This window comes from Drouetiella sp., from assembly GCF_059504425.1.
Genome location: NZ_JCACIN010000066.1, coordinates 1 through 18548 on the forward strand (window position 1 = coordinate 1; position 18548 = coordinate 18548).

Below are 18548 nucleotides of genomic sequence, written 5' to 3' on the forward strand. Positions count from 1 at the left end.
AACTTGTAGGCTAAGGATCATGTACGAGGTAAACCCCAATAGTTTTTTGGAAGTGTCGCGCGTAGCGCGACACTTCCAAAAAACCATCGCAGGTTAATTAATCTGTAATCTTAAAAACTTACAGGCTAAGAACTTGTAGGCTAGAGACTTGTAGGCTAGAGACTTGTAGGCTAGGCAACAGAAGGCAAGCATGGTGACTCCTGTAATTGTAATGAATTTACTGATTGCCTTGTTTTGTTTGTATGCTGCCCGCAAAGTCTGGCGATTGAGCAAAAATTTGGCAATTGCAGCGGATGCCCTAGTCAGAGCAGAGGAGTCTACTCATGCAGTCTTGTCAGGGGCACCCGCAGCGATTTCTCGCGGACAGGTGGGCACGCAGGAGCTTCGCCAGCAGTACCGCCAGCTTGAGCTACAGATTCACCAAGCGCAAAAGATTTTAGCGTTGACTGGGCTAAGCCAGTTCGTCTGGCGGTGGTACACTCGCCGCCGGATAGGGCGATTGCCCAATAGTCAGGTTGTGAAGCCGCGACTCAGCCGTAAATCCAGAAGACTGGGCTGAAACCTAAGCTAAAATTGGGGTCTGACTGTAGAGTCGATCGCCTCAGAGTGGTGTTAGTACACTATAAAAGTAGGCACTATCAAAATTAATTTAGAGAAGTAGGGACTGAGAGCATGTCAGAAAATCGTTCAGGATCATCCGGAATATTTGTGGGAGGGATGCTGCTGGGAGCGGCGATCGGCGCAGTCACAGGTTTGCTGCTGGCGCCTAAGTCGGGTCGCGAAACACGTCAGCTGCTCAAGAAATCTGCGGATGCCCTGCCAGAACTGGCGGAAGATCTATCTACTAGCGTTCAGATTCAAGCCGATCGCCTCTCAGAAACTGCTTTGCGTAACTGGGATGGCACCTTGGTTCGTTTGCGGGAAGCTATTGCGGTTGGGGTTGAAGCTAGCCAGCGAGAGAGGCAGACGATCGAACAGGTTGAGGTTCAAGATCATTCTCCCATTCACGATTCTGGCATGATGTAGGCAAGACTTGTGGTAGACCCTTTATTTTGGCTGGGACTTTCAATTTTACTGGTTGCAGCCAGCTTGACAGCGGTGCTGGTGGCTGCGCTCCCTGCCTTTCGAGAATTAGCGCGGGCTGCCCGTAGCGCAGAAAAGTTGTTTGATACCCTTAGCCGGGAGCTGCCGCCTACCCTGGAAGCCATACGGCTGACGGGTATGGAAATTACAGATTTAACGGAAGATGTCAGCGATGGCGTGCAGAGTGCGGGTCGAGTCGTGCAGCAGGTCGATCAAAGCGTCAGCGGTGCTCGGAAGCAGGCTAAGCAAGTACAAACCCAAACCCGCAGTCTGTTAGCAGGTGTGAAGGCTGCTTGGGGTTCGTTTAATCGCCCTGCTGTCTCTATTCGGCATTCCGATCGATACGCAGAACTTCGCAGCTCGACTCCCTTGCAAATAGGCGATGATTACCCAGAGTTGGATGGTGAGGAAACCTATGAGGAGCTTGATAAAACCCGTATTTCTCATAATCCGGTTTCTCAAAATTCAGACTCTCAAAATTCTCCAAACTCAGTATCCAAACGCCCAGCCGCAGATTTTGAAGCCCCTGACTCTAGCGATCGCCCCAATCTCAACAGGGTTTTTAAGCAGAAACCTTAAGCTCGACTTTGTCCAAATCAGGCAGCACAAGCGCCGATTCCCACACAGGTTTGGAAAATAGCGAGGTAACCGCCAGAATCTAGAGTATTGATTCTTTCGGCAGCACGTTCACTAGAAAAATTCAAACAATGCTTTCCTGATTTTGCTGTCTTTCCTCTCCTTCAAAATGGATAAGGTCGATCTTATACCGCTTTAACATTGATGAAGGGGCAGATGATTTTCGAGAGCCGCGCTCCGCGCGGCTCTCGAAAATCATCTGCCCTATTTGGGTCTTAAATTGACATTAGATTTGTCTGGAAAAATCTGAATATATGTTCAGATGTTATAGTAGATAAAGAATGAATTAGGGATAGCGACAATGACAATAGTGACTCAAATGAAATGCGCTTGTGAATCTTGTCTATGCGTGGTTGCTTTGGAAAATGCCATTCACAAAGACGGCAAGCCCTTCTGTAGCGAGGCTTGCGCCAATGGTCACAAAGACGGTCAAACAGGCTGTGCCCATGAGGGTTGTGGATGTTAAGGGCGATCGTTTCGAGCCTCTTTTAATTCTTTTAATAACTAAGCGCTGCTCAATGGGCAGCGCTTAATTTTTGGCTAATTTTTTAGACCCTAGGCTTTACAGAGTCTGCATTACAGCTTTTGCTGCTGCCAAGGTGCGATCGATATCCTCATCCGTATGTGCTAACGAGGTGAAGCCTGCCTCAAACTGAGAGGGAGCCAGGTATACGCCATGTTCTAGCATTCCGCGATGGAAGCGCCCGAATTTGGCAGTATCCGACTTTTTAGCATCTTCAAAGTTGCGAATGGGACCTTCGGTAAAGAAGAAGCCAAACATACCGCTGATTTGTCCACTGCAACCCGGATGACCTGTCTCTTGCGCAACCTTCAGCATTCCCTCTGCTAGCTTTTGGGTGACGCGATCGAGCTGCTCGTAGGTGCCCGATCGCTGTAACAGCTCCAGGGTTTTGATGCCTGCCGTCATTGCCAGAGGATTGCCGGAGAGCGTTCCTGCTTGATACATTGGACCTGCCGGAGCCACCATTGCCATAATGTCTCTGCGTCCGCCGTAGGCTCCGACGGGCAAGCCGCCGCCAATGATCTTGCCTAGGGTCGTCAAGTCGGGCGTGATGCCAAATTTCTCTTGAGCGCCGCCATAGGCAATCCGGAAGCCTGTCATCACCTCATCAAAGACCAGCAATGCTCCATATTCCTGGGTTAGCAGCCGTAGACCTTCTAGAAAGCCAGCGTCTGGCGTAATGAATCCGGCGTTGCCCACCACAGGCTCCAAAATCACTCCGGCAATCTGGTCAGGATGTTCGGCAAACAGTGCTTTCACGGCTTCCAGATCGTTGTAGGGAGCGGTGAGGGTATCGGCGGTGGTGGATTTGGGTACGCCAGGAGAGTCGGGCAAGCCCAATGTCGCCACGCCAGAACCCGCTTTCACCAAAAACATATCGGCGTGACCGTGATAGCAGCCCTCAAACTTGATGATTTTGTCGCGTCCGGTGAAGGCGCGCATCAATCGCAAGACCGCCATACAGGCTTCGGTACCCGAATTGACAAACCGCACCATCTCAATGCTGGGTACGGCATCAATTACCATTTCAGCCAAGACATTTTCCAGGTAGCAGGGTGCGCCAAAGCTGGTGCCTTTGTCGAGCGCTTCTCGCAATGCCGCCAAGACTTCGGGATGGGCATGACCGCAGATAGCAGGTCCCCAGGTGCCCACGTAATCAATGTACTGGTTGCCGTCCACATCCCAAATGTAGGCGCCCTTGACACGATCGAACACGATTGGCTGTCCGCCCACAGACTTAAACGCCCGCACCGGAGAGTTGACACCACCGGGCATCAGCTTTTGAGCCGCCGCAAAAATTTCTTCTGATTTTGTTGTTTTGAAGGGTGTAGTGACCAATTCTCTCTCCTGATTAAATGCTTTAACCCACTCAATGCTTTAACCCATAGCGAGGTGGGGCGATCGCTTCTCTTGATCTATCCTAATCGCCTCTGTCTTCAGTTTTACGCAGCTTGAGAAAGATGATCATTAAGCCAATCAAACGCGAGTCCATTAGACTTTCTCTAAAACCTCACGTGACGCACTATGGCTTCTATTCAAGACCAAATTGTTTTAATCACCGGAGCGAGTAGCGGCATTGGAGCTGCCTGTGCCCACGCTTTTGCTCAAAGCGGAGCCAAGCTGATTTTGGCAGCGCGACGCAGGGATCGGCTAGAAAAACTTGCGGCAGAGCTAGAGCAAACGTTCGGTACGCAGACCCACTTACTGGAGCTAGATGTGTGCGATCGCTCTCAGGTAGAGTCTCGCCTTGCTTCGCTACCGGAAGCTTGGACAAGCGTAGATACTTTGGTTAACAATGCCGGGTTGAGTCGGGGCTTGGACAAATTGCACGAGGGCAGCATTCAAGACTGGGAGGAAATGATTGACACAAATGTTAAGGGACTGCTGTACGTCACCCGACAGCTTGTGCCCGGAATGGTGGGTCGGGGACGCGGACAGGTCATCAATATGGGTTCGATCGCCGGACACCAAACCTATCCGGGAGGCAATGTTTACTGCGCCACCAAAGCCGCCGTGCGCGTCCTTTCTGAAGGCTTGAAGCTAGATCTGTTGGGAACTCCCGTGCGCGTCTGCTTGATCGATCCCGGCATGGTGGAAACTGATTTTAGCCAAGTGCGCTTTCGGGGAGATGGCGATCGGGCTGCCAAGGTCTATGCCAATGTAACACCGCTCACCCCTGAAGATATTGCCGATATCGTGGTGTTTTGTGCCACTCGTCCTTTGCACGTCAACATCAGTGACGTGGTGATATTCCCGACCGATCAAGCGAGTGCAACTCTGGTTAATCGTCGTCAGTCCTGAAGCTTCATCGAAGTTACTAATTTTAGCTATGAGATTTATTTTGGGAGACGCGGAGCGCGTCTCCCAAAATAAATCTCATAGGTGGATGAAGCAATAGTGCTAGGACTTACGCATTTTTGTTGTGTGTGGTGGGCTGCGCCCACCACACACAACAAAAATGCACTACAGCTAGAGGGCTTGCGTAAGTCCTAAGTGCTTTATCCTTAGGGCTAAAAAAAGGGACGCACGGCGTCCCTTTTGAAAAAAACGGGTTTAGACATTCGTAATTAGCGATCGTCCTCAGATAGTTCTCTCAGGGCATCTGGATCAACATAGTGACAGCTTGCTTCGTCGTGACAGATCAAAGCCCAGCCCGATGGCTCAATCTCCATCAGCTTGTAGACGGTATCTTCCACAAAAGAGCCTTTGTCGTTGCGCGTATCTGGATCAACTCTGAGGTAGTAAAGATTTGTCGTAATCATATTTATTCCTCCAGGTAAAATTAATCTACAGGCGATTAGCTCACATGCTTGCTCTGCTCACACCGCTTACTCATATCGCAAAAAATCGAGTAGATAAAATTAGTTAATCTTGTGACTTTTTCTAGTTAACTTAACCTTATCTTTAAAGTTATGAGTAAGGTGTTAAGTTATCTGAACAATTGAGTCTAACGAGTAATCTCTGTAAACTTAATTGTCCGTTCAGCATTTTTGTATCCCTCTTTTGCATCCCGTTCAAAAAATTAGCAACATACTTGAAACACGACCCAAAGTCGTAGAGTTACGGACAGGCAAAGAGCGATCGCCAAGGCGGTTAGGATGGGGAAATTTTTGGTGGGGCGCTTCGCGCCCCACCAAAAATTTCCTCAGCAGACTGGCGACAGTCATGGCAGCCGATATGCTAGCAGCCGATATACTGGCAAAAGTATGGATCAAAGATGGAGTCATGCCTTAGGGAGCCTGAGTGCAATTGCAGCAAACACGACTTGGCTCACAGCGCGATTGGATTTGGAGAGGTTGGCAGGTACGCTATACCTTTGTGCGATCGGCTACACCCACCGATCAGCCGCCCATTTTGTTTCTTCATGGGTTTGGCTCTTCGCTGGCTCAATGGCAGGAAAATCTGCTGCCGCTAAGCCAAACCCATCCTGTCTATGCCCTAGATTTAGTAGGCTTTGGCGCTTCGGAGAAAGCCGACACTGCCTACAAAGTTGAGCTGTGGGCAGATCAGGTCTATGACTTTTGGCGCACCTTCATCGGAGAGCCGATCGTGCTGGTTGGTCATTCCCTAGGCGCATTGGTGGCTCTTACCGCAGCCGTGGCTTACCCTGAAATGGTGAAAAATCTGGCGCTGCTGACGCTGCCAGCTTCCCGTCAAGAGCTGCTCATCGGTTCGCTTCAGTCGTGGGTAGGCAGAATTGAGAGCTTTTTTACCTCTCCGCTGGTGATTCGTCTGCTGTTTCAGATGGTTCGTCGTCCCGGCATCATTCGAGCGATTCTTAAAGCGGCTTACGTCAATCCGGAGCGTATCACTGAAGAGCTAATTGCCAGCTTTCTGACTCCTGGATTCGATCGCGGAGCCTCCAAAGCTTTCTACCGACTCTCAAAAGCCCGGACTCAGATTGATTTCAGCCTTAAAACAGAGGATCTGTTGCCGCAAGTGACAGTGCCTATCTTAGTGGTATGGGGAGAAGGCGATCGCGTCATTCCCATCGTGCGCGGGCGCCAGCTCTCTAGTTTCAACTCCCAACTGCGGCTAGTCGAAATTCCTGAAGCCGGACACTGTCTCTATGACGAGTGCGCCGAGTGCGTCAATGCAGAGCTTTTGGCATGGCTGGGAGAAACGTGAGGCGATTTTGGACTTTAGATTTTGGATTAAAGCTACAGTAGATGAGCTGATTGTGCTTTAAAGATCCTTGCCTCCATGCCCGAAAGAACTCCACCCCAAAAGATAAGTGTTAGCCAAATGCTTACGAAAGGCGCTCATGCCAGAAGGATTTCAAAATCCAAAAGCCAAAATCTAAAATTCAAAACGGCATGAGCAGTTCTTTCGATAATTCGCTGACTGATCCGACGGGAGAGAATCGCGAAGAAAAAAATCGTGACGATAGCAATCGCCCAACCGATCAGCGCAGTCTTGCCGAGGAGTTAGCTGAAGTCGAGGCTGGCCTGTCTCGCCCCGCTCAATCTACCGATCGATCGACAGCAGGCGATCGCCTGGGAATCGTCGCTATCAAAACACCGCCCCTCACGCTTGTAGAGGTGGCATTCTTGGCTAGCACTGCCAGTTTGCTCTGGCTGGTGAGCTACTACCTCAGCATTGGCCCCTGGATGCGCATTTTGTTTCCCCTGCCGATCGCCCTAGTTTATCTGCGCTGGGGACATCGATCGTCCTGGATGGCAGCGATCGTCTGTGGATTGCTGCTGTCGGTGCTAATGGGACCTTACTTAAGTCTGCTGTTTTTTGTGCCCTATGCCTTGCTGGGTGTGCAGTTGGGGATGATGTGGCATCGGCGATCGCCTTGGCTACCCTCTATGATTCTGGGGACTTTACTCTCCACTCTAGGATTTTTCTTCCGGCTCAGCATTCTATCTGTTTTTCTGGGCGAAGACCTGTGGGCTTATTCCACTAACCGGGTTGCAGACTTTATCCAATGGTTGCTGTCTGTCCTGGTAGATTGGGGCTGGCTAGGGCTAGACAGTCTGGGGCAAACCAATCTAACGGTGGTGCAGGTTGCCACTGTTGTGATTATTTTGTGCAGTGATCTGGTTTACCTGTTTACGGTGCATTTGGCGGCATGGCTGCTGCTAGGGCGATTGGGTAATCCTATTCCTGATCCGCCGCAGTGGGTACAGGTGTTGCTCGAAGAGTAAAGTGCCTTAAACCATTAGCAACACCTGATATCTGAGCCTGTTTGAACCCACCCTAGAACCTAGCCAATGATTCGAGCCTACAGCCAGATTGAGCAAGCCGAAGCCTGGATACATCGATTTCAAAAGGCTCCTCCGCTGCTGGCTTGCATCTTGGGATTTACCGAAACAGGGCTGATCCCCGGCATTTCTGCGGCTGGAGCTACACCAGACGATCGCCGCTATACGGCAGTAGCAGATGCCGAATTTTTGGCGCGCGGGGTTCAGGCTCATCCGACCTATCCCTTGCCGCCGCTACAGTCGGGTGCATCGCCAGTGCTGATCACGCGGGCGATCGTCGTAGCCCAGCAGATTCCGGTCTACCTGTTTAATGCCGGATTGCCTCAGCCACCCTCTGTCCCGGCGATCGACCTTCAGGGGAGTCCTGCCCAATGCCTGAGCCACGGGCATGCCCTCGATCTTGCTATGGTGCGACATCTGTTGCAGCAGGGTCTAATCTGGGGCGCAAAGCTGGCAGCTGAAGCACAGGGCTATCTCATTCTGGGGGAGTGTGTTGTGGGTGGCACCACAACGGCGCTAGCAGTGCTAACCGCATTGGGCTGGGATGCTATGGGGAAGGTCAGCAGCAGCCACCCAACTTGCAATCATCAGCAGAAGTGGGAGATCGTACAGGCTGGGCTAAAACGGGCGGGATTAAAGCAAAAAGAAAACTGGGATAGCGTCGTAGCGGCTGTGGGCGACCCTATGCAGGTAGTGGTAGCAGGTATGACGATCGCTGCTAGCCGATCTTGCGGCGTTCTGCTGGCAGGTGGAACGCAAATGTTAGCAGTTTACGCGCTGATTCAGGCAATGGTTCGCACTGAGTCTTTGAACTGGCGACCTGAACAAGTGGCAGTGGGAACTACCCGTTGGGTGGCAGAAGATCCAACGGGTGACGCTGTGGGTCTAGCGCAAATGCTGGCAGCTCCGCTGTTAGCCACTCAGCTCAGCTTTGCCCCATCACGTTACGAGATGCTGCGCGCCTACGAGCAAGGCTTTGTGAAAGAGGGCGTGGGGGCTGGTGGATGCGCGATCGCCGCCCACCTCTACCAAAACTGGGATCAGGCACAGATGTTATCAGCGATCGAGACTCTTGCCAACGAGTATGATCGCTTGAGCCGCTGAAGGTACAGTGCTCAAAATGCAATGGTCTTTTATGGGGTGGGCGAAGCTCACCCCATAAAAGACCATTGCATGAATATCAACACCAAAGGTACTACAGGACTCGCCGGGACATGAGCTGCTCTTCCAAGGCGGCAATCCGGTTGTAGGCAGCCGTTAACTGAGCTGTCAAGCGCTGAATCTGGACTTCTGGAGCCAGAACGCGATCGCCCTTCTGAGAATCTGAATCTGAGTAATTGTCATCGGCTAACACATCTTTGTGCGCCATTTCCATGTCAAAACTACTGCGGCTGGGCGGAGAATAACGCCCCAGACTTGCTCCAGAGGACGAGGAGTAACCGCGCTCTTTCCCCTTTAGCTCAGAGAGAATGTCAATAATTTGACTTCCCACCTGCTCAAGGCTGCCATGCAGCGCATCTACTTTTGTACTTAAATTAGACACTTGCTCCTGGAGTGGATCCATTCAATGCTCTACTTCTTCTTAACGAATTATGTCCATATTTTAAGAACTAAATGCTCAATAGGAGTGAATACTCCTGAATCATTTAACTTTTGTTGCTCAATCTATTTTTATTCAAGAGAAGAATCTGAAACATCTTTTTATTCATAGAAAAATTTAAGCCGAAAAGACTGAGAAACGGCACAGTTTTAACAGTCTACATTAATCATCTAGGTGCAATCATTGCTGAGTGAAAGTGAATAGAAATTAGCGAGATTCGATCGCTATTGGCAGCAGCAAGCTATTGCAGGTTAATCAAATTCTCTTGAACTCTGATGAACTCTGAAGACTTTTAATTGCAGAATCGTCAGGCAAATAACTGCTTTCCATAAGGTCTGTGATTACTCATTAGAACCCTTGTGAGGCATTATTTAATCTGGGTATAAATTTTTTTGAAAGGGGTGCTGAGCATCTCTTTCAAAAAAATTTATACCTAAAATCAGCAACGATCCTTGTGAATGGGATGAGATAGACTGAAATACCTATGAAAATAGACTTCCCACGCCTTCGGGTAGAAGCTTCACTTCTTCACAGATTAATTTACGCTTATTAATTTACGCTTATTTGCCCCATGCTCACTCGGCGATCGCTCCTCCTCGGCACCAGTGCGTTAGCTCTCAGCCAGCTAGTGTTGGGCTGTAATTCCACTAGCGACGCGGCACTCAAAATTCGCGTCTTGGAAAACTCTGTGCCGCCTCAGCTCTTGAAGGAATTTCAGCGGCAAGCTGCCAGCCTGCCGCTCAGTTTTTCTCAGAGTAAACAGCTTGCAGAGTTGTTTGAGCTACTGCAAACTTGGCAAACGCCCCAAAGCGATCCAAAGACAGTCCCCATTCCAGGATTTGTTCCTTTTGTGGGCGACAAATCTGTGCCACCCTCTGATCTCGTGACGCTGGGCGACTACTGGCTCGCTCCAGCCATTCAGCAAAAACTCATTCAGCCTTTGCCTCTCCAAGACATTCCTGAATGGCAGCAGCTGCCCGAAGTGTGGCAGCAATTTGCTCGACGAGATGCTCAAGGAAACTTAGGCAAAGCCAATGATTCGCTCTGGGCAGCTCCCTATCGTTGGGGAACGCTAATGATGGTCTATCGTCCAGACAAGTTCAAGTCTTTGGGGTGGACACCTTCTGACTGGAGCGATTTATGGCGATCGCCTCTCAAAGGACGTATTTCCTTGCCCGATAGTGCTAGAGCTGTGATTGGGCTAACCCTGAAGAAATTAGGGCGATCGATCAATCTTGCCGACTTGCAAAGTGTTGCCAATTTGCCTGCAGAGCTGCAATTGCTTCAGCAGCAGGTCAAGTTCTACAGCTCTAAGTCCTATCTCCAGCCGCTAATTTTGGAAGATACCTGGCTGGCGGTGGGCTGGTCACACGAAATTTTGCCCATCCTCAAGCGCGATCGCGAATTAGCTGGCGTGGTGCCCCAATCGGGCAGCGTTTTGACTGCCGACCTGTGGGTGCGTCCTACGACGGCTCCAACGATCTCGACTGGGGCGAGCGATCGTCTCTCCCTAGTGAAGCAGTGGATTGGTTTCTGCTGGCAACCCCAAATTGCCACACAGCTTTCACTACTCAGCTCTGCAGCTTCACCGCTCTTTTTTGGTGAAACAGCCGTTGGTGAAACAGCCGTCGGTAAAACAATTGCCTCAGAAAATCTGCCAGAATCTTTACGTCAGGCTAGAGCGACGATCGCTGATGGTGGAATTCAGCAGCGCAGTGAATTCCTTCTGCCCCTAGCCCCTGATACCGTTGAGCAATACCGCCGTCTCTGGACAACCCTGCGCAATACTGCGGTATCGAGCAACGCTTAGAAATAATTAGCGTCAGCCAGATCTCAAGGTGCCGCAGGGAGGGGATTGTTTTGAAAGGTTCCGGGATCTGAAAGCCCCAGAAATACATCGCATTGAGAGACAGTTCGTGAGTCTTCAGTGGGGGCGATCGTCCCAGAATTGCTCAGATTGGGGGCGCTGAAATCACAAACATAGGCTCCTAGTAAATCTCCTCGCCAGGTAAACACCCGCAGGTTGTAATCAAAGTCCTTTGCAGTTTCGCCCATTTGCGTGATGAAGGCATAGCGATCGATATAGCTGGTTCCATTCCAGACCTGCTGATCGACTAGCAGATCAATCCGGCGAGGAGCGCCATCAGCGCCAGAATACGCGACCCAGTAGTTGAGCAGGGTACCGCCAAACTGTTTCTGCGCCCACCACAGGCTGGGAATGGTGAGATCGGATTGAGAAACGGTGTTTGCCGCAATAATCGATCGATCAGTCGGCACATTTCCTGCCCACAGCTGATTCACCTGCTGTTCGTTGAGCGGAGTGGTCAGCAGCAGCAAGGTATTCGGCTCTGAGGCAACAGCTTTTGAACCTGTCCAGAAGCTAGCCGCTATCACCAGCAAAGACATGCCAGAAGCTAGCCAGCATTGAGGTTGGACAGTCGTAAATTTACGAGCAAAGCGCTGCTTCATGAATGTTTTAGGAAAAGGTCAGCAATGCCAGAAATATTTCAGGGAACGGAGTCAAAAAAACGGTTATTGAGACTTTTCACCTCAGGCACGATCGAGCTAGAGACGACCTGAATTCTGCTATCACTCATCTACATAATAGCTAAGCAATTCTAACCATTCAAAATTAGCAGCGCCTAAAATCGCTTTCACTCACAATTTCAGGTATTATGATCAGTAATCCGATAGACTAACCGTAGATAGTATTGGAAGGCTCAAATGACTACCCTCGAATCGTTTTCTGCCAAATCCGATAGCGCTGTCCCAAGCGATCGCCGTACCCAGCTTCGGGTGCGTCTACGGATTCCCAAAGAGTATCAGCGGGAACCCATTATCTCTAACTTGATCACGCGCTATGGCCTTAAGGTGAACATTACCGCAGCGCTTTTAGGCGCTAATGGACAGGAAGATGGCTGGTTTGATCTGGAGTTAGACGGCACGCAAGCTCAGATTCAGAGTGCCTTAATTGACCTCAACGATTTAGATTTGGAGATCTGGTGCGGTGACGATGAGGTGTGGTAGCCAGCAGCAGTTCCAGACTTAGACAGTATCAGATCTGATACAAAACCTGAGCCACCTTAGGATGAGTTAGTGGGGAAGTCTTAGCACTCCCTGGGAAATAAGCCTTTTTTGTCCCACTCGCTTGAGAAGCCAATCGGAAGAAAGCATTAATCTAACTGTCAACCGGAAGTTTTCAGGGTAGAGTATGCTCAACTTGCCAGAGGCAGAATGTAACGAAAACTCAGGTACAACCCGCTACTGCCCTCAATTAGGCATGAGTCTCTCCCTTCCAAGGGCAGCAATTGAACAGGAACTAGCGAGATTCAGCCAATATGAAAACTATCCAAAAAACGATTTATAGTGCACTACCGATGCTGTTGATATCGACAGCATTATCTTTGACCATACCCGTTGAAGCCTGTACGCGAGCGCTCTACCAAGGAACAGGGGGTCGAGTCCTTACTGGTCGCACAATGGACTGGAAGCTAGAAATCTTAAGCAATTTGTGGATTTTTCCTCAGGGTATGGAGCGCCATGGCGCAGCTGGACCTAACTCACTGACATGGACTTCTAGATATGGCAGCTTGGCTGTTAGCGGCTACAACATCTCGACTGTTGACGGCATGAACGAGCCGGGGCTGGTGGTGAATGCTCAATGGTTAGCCAATTCCAAATATCCTGAAGATGACGGCAAAACCCCGCGAACATCGCTGTCGATCTGGTCGCAATATTTTCTCGACAATTTTGCAACCGTCGCCGAGTCTATAGCTCATATCCGTGCCAATCCGTTTCATGTGGCAACGGGAGAGATACCAGGTCAGCCAGGTCGTCTGTCAACTCTTCACCTCTCACTCTCAGATGCTACAGGCGATAGTGCCATCCTGGAATGGGTGGATGGAAAACTACGAATTCACCATGATCGCCGCTACCAGGTAATGACCAACGAACCTGTGTTTGAGGATCAGTTGGCGATCGCTCAATACTGGCGGCAGGTAGATGGTCTTACCTTTTTGCCGGGTACCAGCCGCGCCACTGATCGCTTTGCTCGTGCCAGCTTTTATATCAATGCCATCCCAGAAACCGATGACCCTCGCGTAGCCGCTGCCTCTGTATTTAGCGTTATTCGAAATGCCTCAGTTCCCTACGGCATCAGCCTGTCGGATCAACCTAACCTTTCGACCACTCGTTGGCGTGTTGTCGCTGACCAAAAAGACAAGCTCTACTACTTTGAGTCTGCAATTTCTCCGAATGTCTTCTGGGTCGATCTAAAGAAAGTAGATTTTTCTCCAGAGTCTGGCGTTAGGACACTTGATTTGGGCGACAACCAGCAAATCGTGTTTTCGGGCGAGGTGTCTAGCCAATTTGTGACGGCAAAGCCGTTTGTGTTTGAGGCAGCTCAGTAGGGTTTAGCATCAGGAGTCAGGAATTGCTCTTATTGGGTTTTCCGTGTTTTTGCTAGGAAGTAAGGCTCATTCTGGGTTTTCCGCAGAAAATGTCTCAAAAACAAAGTTAAGCTTTTACACCAATTCAAATTGATGAGGCGGCAGATGATTTTCGAGAGCCGCGCTCCGCGCGGCTCTCGAAAATCATCTGCCCTATTTGAGTCTTAAATTGGTATAAAACTTAAGCCCAGCGATTCCATCAACCCGTCCTCAAGCGGTTTTTTTAGCCTGCGATCGCCACTCAAATTGCTACTCAGTAGGTACTGCGTCAGGTATTGCGCGCTCTGTCATCGCAGGTTTCCGTGAGGTTCCAGCCACAACCTCATAAAATAGCTTTTCGTAGCGGCTGAGCGCCTGCTCAGCAGAGTAATTTTGCACGGCGTAGCGTCTGCCCTGTTCCCCGATCGCCTCTACTTTTATTGGGTTGGCGTGGAGGTCGAGGATGGCTTCGGCAAGGCGATCGGCAGATTCAGGCTCAACCACAACACCGCCGCCGCTCTGATGAATCGCCCTTGCCGCCGTACCGTTTACCGGGACAGAACCAATAATTGGACGACCGCTAGCCAGTAACACCTGAATTTTGGAGGGCATATTGAATGCCACCACGTTTTTTTTCTGCATGACCAGCCCGACATCGGCAGCAGCCAGCATCTCTGGCAATTGTTCGCGCGGCTGGAACGGCAGCAGCAGCACATTTTCTACCTGATGCTCCATGCAAACCTGCCATAGGTTATCTAGCGCTTTGGCTTCGCCTATAATCACAAACACGATTTCGGGAATGTGTCGCAGTTTTGCTGCCGCCTCAATGACCGTCCTTAACCCTTGAGTCAGGGCAATATTGCCGGAATACATCACCACAAACTTATCTTGCAGCTTATGAATCTGGCGAAAGGGATTGTGGTTTTTTGACAAGGGTCGGATGAACTTGGTATCGACCCAGTTGGGAATGCAGCGGATTTTGTCGATCGCCACTCCTTTACTCACTAGGTTATCTGTAAAGCCTTCTGTGATCACGCTAATGGTGTGCGCCGTGCGGTAGGCAAATTTCTCCAGCGCCTCAAATACTTTGATGGCTCGTTTATTGCTGATTAGCCCCACATGCACTGCCGCCTCTGGCAAGATATCTTGCAGATTTAGCACTACAGGACAGGCGTAAAGCCAGCCTAGGAGCGTTGCCGGAACGGCGATCGGCAGGGGCGGCACCGTCAGCAAAATTACGTCGGGCTGCCAGCCTCTCAGAGCCTGTAGAAGGCTAGTTAGCACAAAGCTGCTATCCAGCAGCATCCGTGAAATCAGTCCGGGCTGAGGGCGAATCCAGACGCTGCTGCGCTGGATCACTACGCCATTTCGTTCTTCGGTGCAGTACAGCTTGCCCTGGTAGCCGGGGTAAATCTGCCGCTGAGGATAGTTGGGCATTCCCGTTACCACTCTGATTTCATGCCCTCTTGCGACCAGTCCTTCTGCCAGTTCCGTCATTAGGGGCGCAATGCCGATCGGTTCAGGGTGGTAATTATAGGAATAAATCAGAATTCGCATAGTTTGTTTAAGCGCTGAGATGATGCGACGAAACACTCAACTGCCCCATGTTCAACTGAAGTGCAACTTAAGTTCAACTGAGTGTTCAACTTAGGTGTATTAATTTACGGGTAAGTTTTGCTACCGTGAGAATACGGCATTTACTTTAGGCTCATGAAAGATAAAAATCTGCTTCAATCACGCATCATTAATTGGATTTGAGGCAGGAGGATCATCTTGAAGTCTTAGACTAACTTCGTTTTAGTCAGTATTAATTTGAGGCAAATGTTAGCCTGTTGCCTTCTGGCTTTTGTTCCTGAGTCCGGTTCGGCTGCGCGTTGTCACCGAGAGCAGGTGTTGGACAGCTTCGGTATTTTGTAACCTAATGTGCCAAAATTCGTGGCTACCGTTCCCGAAATTAGCTGTGTTCACTATGATCGAAACTATCGGGAGATAAAGTTTTAGACTGCTAGAAGCTTCAGGCTGACTGGTTCCAATCACCCATTTTTTAGGAGAATTTATTCCTTGATGTTTAACGCTTTTCAAGCCCAGAATTCTGACAACAGCATTGCGACTCCACCCAAGCGGCGAGAGGCAAACATCGAAGAGGACAGCCGCAAAGAAGATAGCCGTAAGCTTGCTATGGCCATTGCTGCCGCCGCAGACGATCGCAAAGGCGGCGATATCGTTTTGCTAAAGGTGGCGGATGTGTCTTACATTGCTGATTACTTTGTGATGGTGACGGGTCTTTCGAGCGTGCAGGTGAGGGCGATTGCTAGCTCCATTGAAGGTCAGGTTGAAAAAGACTGTCAGCGCTTGCCTCTGCGGGTAGAAGGGCGATCGGAAGGCTACTGGATCTTGTTGGACTACGGGGATGTGATTGCCCATGTCTTTATGCCCAAAGCCAGAGAATTTTATGGGCTTGAGGCTTTCTGGGGTCATGCCGAACGCACAAACTTTGTGCCCCTAGCCCAGACGACAGCAGATTCGTTAAAGTAGAGGCGTTAAAGTAAAGGCACAGTCTAGGTCTGCGCTCAAACCATGCCGTCTTCTGCCCCCGTTTGTCCTGTCCCCACCGAGCAGCAGCCCATCAATGAATATCAGGAGCTTAAGGAATCCTGGTTTTTTAGGTGGGCTACTCTAGATCTAAAGGGCTTTATCAAGCCCATAGCTGTTTTATGGACATTGAGCTGGCTGGTGTCGGCTCCTGTAGCTGCCACCAGCTTCCATGTGTCTAAGTATCCAGCTCAGTTTTTCATCTTTGGGGCAGCAGGTGCCATGGTCATTCCTCTGCTGGCGCTGCTACGGCTCTACCTAGGTTGGGTGTATGTATGCGATCGCCTCTCCAACGCCACGATATTCTATGAAGAGTCGGGTTGGTATGATGGTCAGGAATGGACGAAACCGGAAGAGGTATTGCAGCGAGACAATTTGATTGTCAACTATCAGCTCAAGTCTGTGCTGCAAAGGCTGAAGATGACTTTTGGCATAATTTTAGCTCTGTTTATTTTAGGCGGTGTTGTGTGGATGTTTTTGTAGCGATCGCTTGCAGCGGGTACGGGAGTGTGGCACAGTTTTAGCCATGACAAGGGGAAAACGCACCATCCAAACCGCAGAGCTTCAGGTGCGGCTACTGCGAGAAGGCATTATTGAATCGACGCATCGAGTCCAGGCCGTTGTCTCAGACAGCCGGGGGCGAGTTTTGTCTGTGGCAGGCAATCCGGAGACTTCTACCTTTATTCGATCGGCACTAAAGCCGTTTCAGGCTTTGGCGGTTGCCAATACGGGTACGCTGGAAAGATTTGGCTTAACCGATCGCGATTTGGCGGTCATGTGCAGCTCTCATCAGGGTACGGTTGACCAGGCGCGGCAGGTGTTTAACATTCTCTGGCGATGCGATGTGGAGCCGACTGCGCTGCAATGTCCTGTACCACCCGGCAAGCGCAGCCCCCTAGAGCACAACTGCTCAGGCAAACATGCCGGAATGCTGGCGGTCTGCCGTCAGTGCAATTTCCCAACCAGCAACTATCTTCAGCGCAACCATCCGGTACAGCGTTTAATTGTGACGAAAATGGCTGAGCTGCTGAAGATGCCGCCCGAAGAGTTTATCTATGCCCATGACGACTGCGGTGCGCCCACCTACTTTATGCAGCTAGGGCAAATGGCAACGCTGTATGCTCAGCTTGGCTCTGGAGATAGTGTGGATATGGAGCGGATCGTTCGCGCCATGACGCATCATCCCAGCCTAATTTCGGGCGAAGGACAGTTTGATACGGAGCTGATGCGCTTTGCTGAGGGTGAGCTAGTGAGCAAAGCTGGAGCCGAAGGCATTCAGTGTGTGGCGCGGGTGGGGCAAGGCCTGGGACTGGCGATTAAAGCCACAGATGGTGCTAAGCGGGCAAAACATGCGATTGCCATTCACCTGCTCAAGCAGATGGGCTGGATTACGCCGACGATCGCCGAAACCCTAACGGAAACCTTCATGACCTTGGGGAACTTTAAGCGCCTAGAGGTGCTTGGAGAGCTGGCGATGCCTTAATGGAAGGGGTTTATAGTGGATTGCCTAATAATGGGTGGATGGGTGTATGAGTGGATGAGCATCTACCCATCCACCCGTCCACCCATTTACTCGTTCACTCTCCTTGAGATACCGTAACGTTATGGATTGGCTCACAAGACATTGGCGGGTGCTGAAGCTATTTTGGAGCACGGCGATCGCTGCCGAGCTGGAATATCGCACTAACTTCATTTTGGCGACGCTGACGAGTCTGGGTGGCATGGCGGGCAGCCTGTTCGGCCTGTCGCTGTTCTACCAAACAGGCTATACGTTTGAAGGCTGGAGCTGGGAAGAGGCGCTCATTGTTTTGGGTCTGTTCACGCTGCTGCAAGGGTTTTCCAGCACCTTTTTGGCTCCCAACCTCAATCAAATTGTGAAACAAGTGCAGCAGGGAACGCTGGATTTTGTGCTGCTGAAGCCAATTAGCTCTCAGTTTTGGCTGTCTGCCCGCACAGTTTCGCCCTGGGGCTTGCCTGATTTGCTGTTTGGCATGATTTTGATTGGCTATGCTGGGACAAGGCTGGAGGTACAGCCGATCGCCTATTTCTTTAGCGCCGTACCGCTGTTTTTTGGGCTACTGAGTTTGTATAGCCTCTGGTTTATGCTGGGAGCCACGAGCATTTGGTTCGTCAAAATCTACAACGTCACAGAAGTGCTGCGGGGACTGCTAGAGGCGGGGCGATATCCGATGGCGGCATATCCGGTGGCGTATCGCTTCTTTTTCACCTTTGTGATTCCGGTGGCGTTCTTGACGACAATCCCGGCAGAAACATTGCTCAACCGAGTCGAAGTTGCCTGGATTGCGGGTGCTGGAGGTTTGGCGATCGCCCTGCTCTGGGTGGCGCGATCGTTCTGGAAATTTGCGCTGCGGTTTTATACAAGCGCCTCTAGCTAGTCGCAAAACAATTTAGTCAAGCTATGATTTGTGGGCAGAACTGTCTTTAAGATTAGCGTGACCAAGCTGAGGCGCGTATTT

Annotated in this window: 21 protein-coding genes; 15 read left to right on the forward strand and 6 right to left on the reverse strand. The window is 50.5% G+C overall.

The annotated features are described in order from the left end of the window. Window positions 1-190: 190 nt before the first annotated feature. The 4 genes from AC5JMP_RS15650 to AC5JMP_RS15665 all read left to right on the forward strand — a co-directional run bounded on the left by AC5JMP_RS15650 (window position 191) and on the right by AC5JMP_RS15665 (window position 2185). Window positions 191-559 carry a hypothetical protein gene (locus tag AC5JMP_RS15650; protein WP_495852414.1) on the forward strand — a complete coding sequence of 123 codons (369 nt, stop codon included), beginning with the start codon at window positions 191-193 and terminating at the stop codon, window positions 557-559. A 113-nt stretch (window positions 560-672) separates the two neighbouring features. Next, a complete protein-coding gene (locus tag AC5JMP_RS15655) occupies window positions 673-1026 on the forward strand; it encodes a YtxH domain-containing protein (RefSeq protein ID WP_495852415.1) in 354 nt (117 codons plus the stop codon). A 9-nt stretch (window positions 1027-1035) separates the two neighbouring features. Then, a complete protein-coding gene (locus AC5JMP_RS15660; protein WP_495852416.1) occupies window positions 1036-1662 on the forward strand; it encodes a DUF948 domain-containing protein in 627 nt (208 codons plus the stop codon). A gap of 358 nt (window positions 1663-2020) precedes the next feature. Further along, the gene (locus AC5JMP_RS15665; RefSeq protein ID WP_495852417.1) at window positions 2021-2185 is read left to right on the forward strand and encodes a metallothionein; all 165 of its coding nucleotides are present in this window, start codon (window positions 2021-2023) and stop codon (window positions 2183-2185) included. A 96-nt stretch (window positions 2186-2281) separates the two neighbouring features. Here AC5JMP_RS15665 and hemL read toward each other — a convergent pair whose 3' ends face one another. Then, window positions 2282-3580, reverse strand: a complete 1299-nt coding sequence (gene hemL / locus AC5JMP_RS15670; RefSeq protein WP_495852418.1) for a glutamate-1-semialdehyde 2,1-aminomutase — start codon at window positions 3578-3580, stop codon at window positions 2282-2284. Window positions 3581-3766: 186 nt separating this feature from the next. Between hemL and AC5JMP_RS15675 the strand changes: the two genes are divergently transcribed. After that, window positions 3767-4543: an SDR family oxidoreductase gene (locus AC5JMP_RS15675; RefSeq protein WP_495852419.1), complete on the forward strand. Its 777-nt coding sequence runs from the start codon at window positions 3767-3769 to the stop codon at window positions 4541-4543. A gap of 266 nt (window positions 4544-4809) precedes the next feature. Here AC5JMP_RS15675 and AC5JMP_RS15680 read toward each other — a convergent pair whose 3' ends face one another. After that, window positions 4810-5004 (reverse strand): hypothetical protein, encoded by a 195-nt coding sequence (locus AC5JMP_RS15680; RefSeq protein WP_495852420.1) that lies wholly within the window; start codon window positions 5002-5004, stop codon window positions 4810-4812. Between the two features lie 252 nt (window positions 5005-5256). After that, entirely contained in the window at window positions 5257-5469 is a 213-nt protein-coding gene (locus AC5JMP_RS15685; RefSeq protein ID WP_495852421.1) for a hypothetical protein, read from the reverse strand. Between the two features lie 16 nt (window positions 5470-5485). Between AC5JMP_RS15685 and AC5JMP_RS15690 the strand changes: the two genes are divergently transcribed. From AC5JMP_RS15690 to cobT, 3 genes are all read left to right on the forward strand, one after another. Then, window positions 5486-6370 (forward strand): alpha/beta fold hydrolase, encoded by an 885-nt coding sequence (locus AC5JMP_RS15690; protein ID WP_495852422.1) that lies wholly within the window; start codon window positions 5486-5488, stop codon window positions 6368-6370. Between the two features lie 188 nt (window positions 6371-6558). Continuing rightward, the gene (locus tag AC5JMP_RS15695; RefSeq protein ID WP_495852423.1) at window positions 6559-7395 is read left to right on the forward strand and encodes a DUF2232 domain-containing protein; all 837 of its coding nucleotides are present in this window, start codon (window positions 6559-6561) and stop codon (window positions 7393-7395) included. A 66-nt stretch (window positions 7396-7461) separates the two neighbouring features. Next, window positions 7462-8556, forward strand: a complete 1095-nt coding sequence (cobT, locus tag AC5JMP_RS15700; protein ID WP_495852424.1) for a nicotinate mononucleotide-dependent phosphoribosyltransferase CobT — start codon at window positions 7462-7464, stop codon at window positions 8554-8556. Between the two features lie 91 nt (window positions 8557-8647). Here cobT and AC5JMP_RS15705 read toward each other — a convergent pair whose 3' ends face one another. After that, window positions 8648-9016, reverse strand: coding sequence for a hypothetical protein (locus AC5JMP_RS15705; protein WP_495852425.1), 369 nt, complete (start codon window positions 9014-9016; stop codon window positions 8648-8650). Between the two features lie 607 nt (window positions 9017-9623). Here AC5JMP_RS15705 and AC5JMP_RS15710 point away from each other — a divergent pair. Then, window positions 9624-10862 carry an extracellular solute-binding protein gene (locus AC5JMP_RS15710; protein ID WP_495852426.1) on the forward strand — a complete coding sequence of 413 codons (1239 nt, stop codon included), beginning with the start codon at window positions 9624-9626 and terminating at the stop codon, window positions 10860-10862. A gap of 23 nt (window positions 10863-10885) precedes the next feature. Here the strand turns inward: AC5JMP_RS15710 and AC5JMP_RS15715 are convergent, their stop codons facing one another. After that, window positions 10886-11521 carry a hypothetical protein gene (locus AC5JMP_RS15715; protein ID WP_495852427.1) on the reverse strand — a complete coding sequence of 212 codons (636 nt, stop codon included), beginning with the start codon at window positions 11519-11521 and terminating at the stop codon, window positions 10886-10888. 255 nt (window positions 11522-11776) lie between these two features. On the opposite strand from AC5JMP_RS15715, the gene AC5JMP_RS15720 reads away from it, so the two are divergent. Together AC5JMP_RS15720 and AC5JMP_RS15725 are read left to right on the forward strand one after the other, a co-directional pair. Next, complete coding sequence (locus tag AC5JMP_RS15720; protein WP_495852428.1) at window positions 11777-12079, forward strand: NIL domain-containing protein; 303 nt, start codon at window positions 11777-11779, stop codon at window positions 12077-12079. Window positions 12080-12390: 311 nt separating this feature from the next. Then, a complete protein-coding gene (locus AC5JMP_RS15725; protein WP_495852429.1) occupies window positions 12391-13461 on the forward strand; it encodes a linear amide C-N hydrolase in 1071 nt (356 codons plus the stop codon). Window positions 13462-13749: 288 nt separating this feature from the next. On the opposite strand, the gene AC5JMP_RS15730 is transcribed toward AC5JMP_RS15725, so the two are convergent. After that, window positions 13750-15036: a glycosyltransferase family 4 protein gene (locus AC5JMP_RS15730; RefSeq protein WP_495852430.1), complete on the reverse strand. Its 1287-nt coding sequence runs from the start codon at window positions 15034-15036 to the stop codon at window positions 13750-13752. A gap of 507 nt (window positions 15037-15543) precedes the next feature. On the opposite strand from AC5JMP_RS15730, the gene rsfS reads away from it, so the two are divergent. The 4 genes from rsfS to AC5JMP_RS15750 all read left to right on the forward strand — a co-directional run bounded on the left by rsfS (window position 15544) and on the right by AC5JMP_RS15750 (window position 18467). Next, entirely contained in the window at window positions 15544-16014 is a 471-nt protein-coding gene (gene rsfS, locus AC5JMP_RS15735) for a ribosome silencing factor (RefSeq protein WP_495852431.1), read from the forward strand. 42 nt (window positions 16015-16056) lie between these two features. After that, a complete protein-coding gene (locus tag AC5JMP_RS15740; RefSeq protein ID WP_495852432.1) occupies window positions 16057-16554 on the forward strand; it encodes a CGLD27 family protein in 498 nt (165 codons plus the stop codon). A gap of 43 nt (window positions 16555-16597) precedes the next feature. Beyond that, window positions 16598-17554, forward strand: a complete 957-nt coding sequence (locus AC5JMP_RS15745; RefSeq protein ID WP_495852433.1) for an asparaginase — start codon at window positions 16598-16600, stop codon at window positions 17552-17554. Window positions 17555-17675: 121 nt separating this feature from the next. Beyond that, window positions 17676-18467, forward strand: coding sequence for an ABC transporter permease (locus AC5JMP_RS15750; protein ID WP_495852434.1), 792 nt, complete (start codon window positions 17676-17678; stop codon window positions 18465-18467). The last annotated feature ends 81 nt before the right edge of the window (window positions 18468-18548 follow it).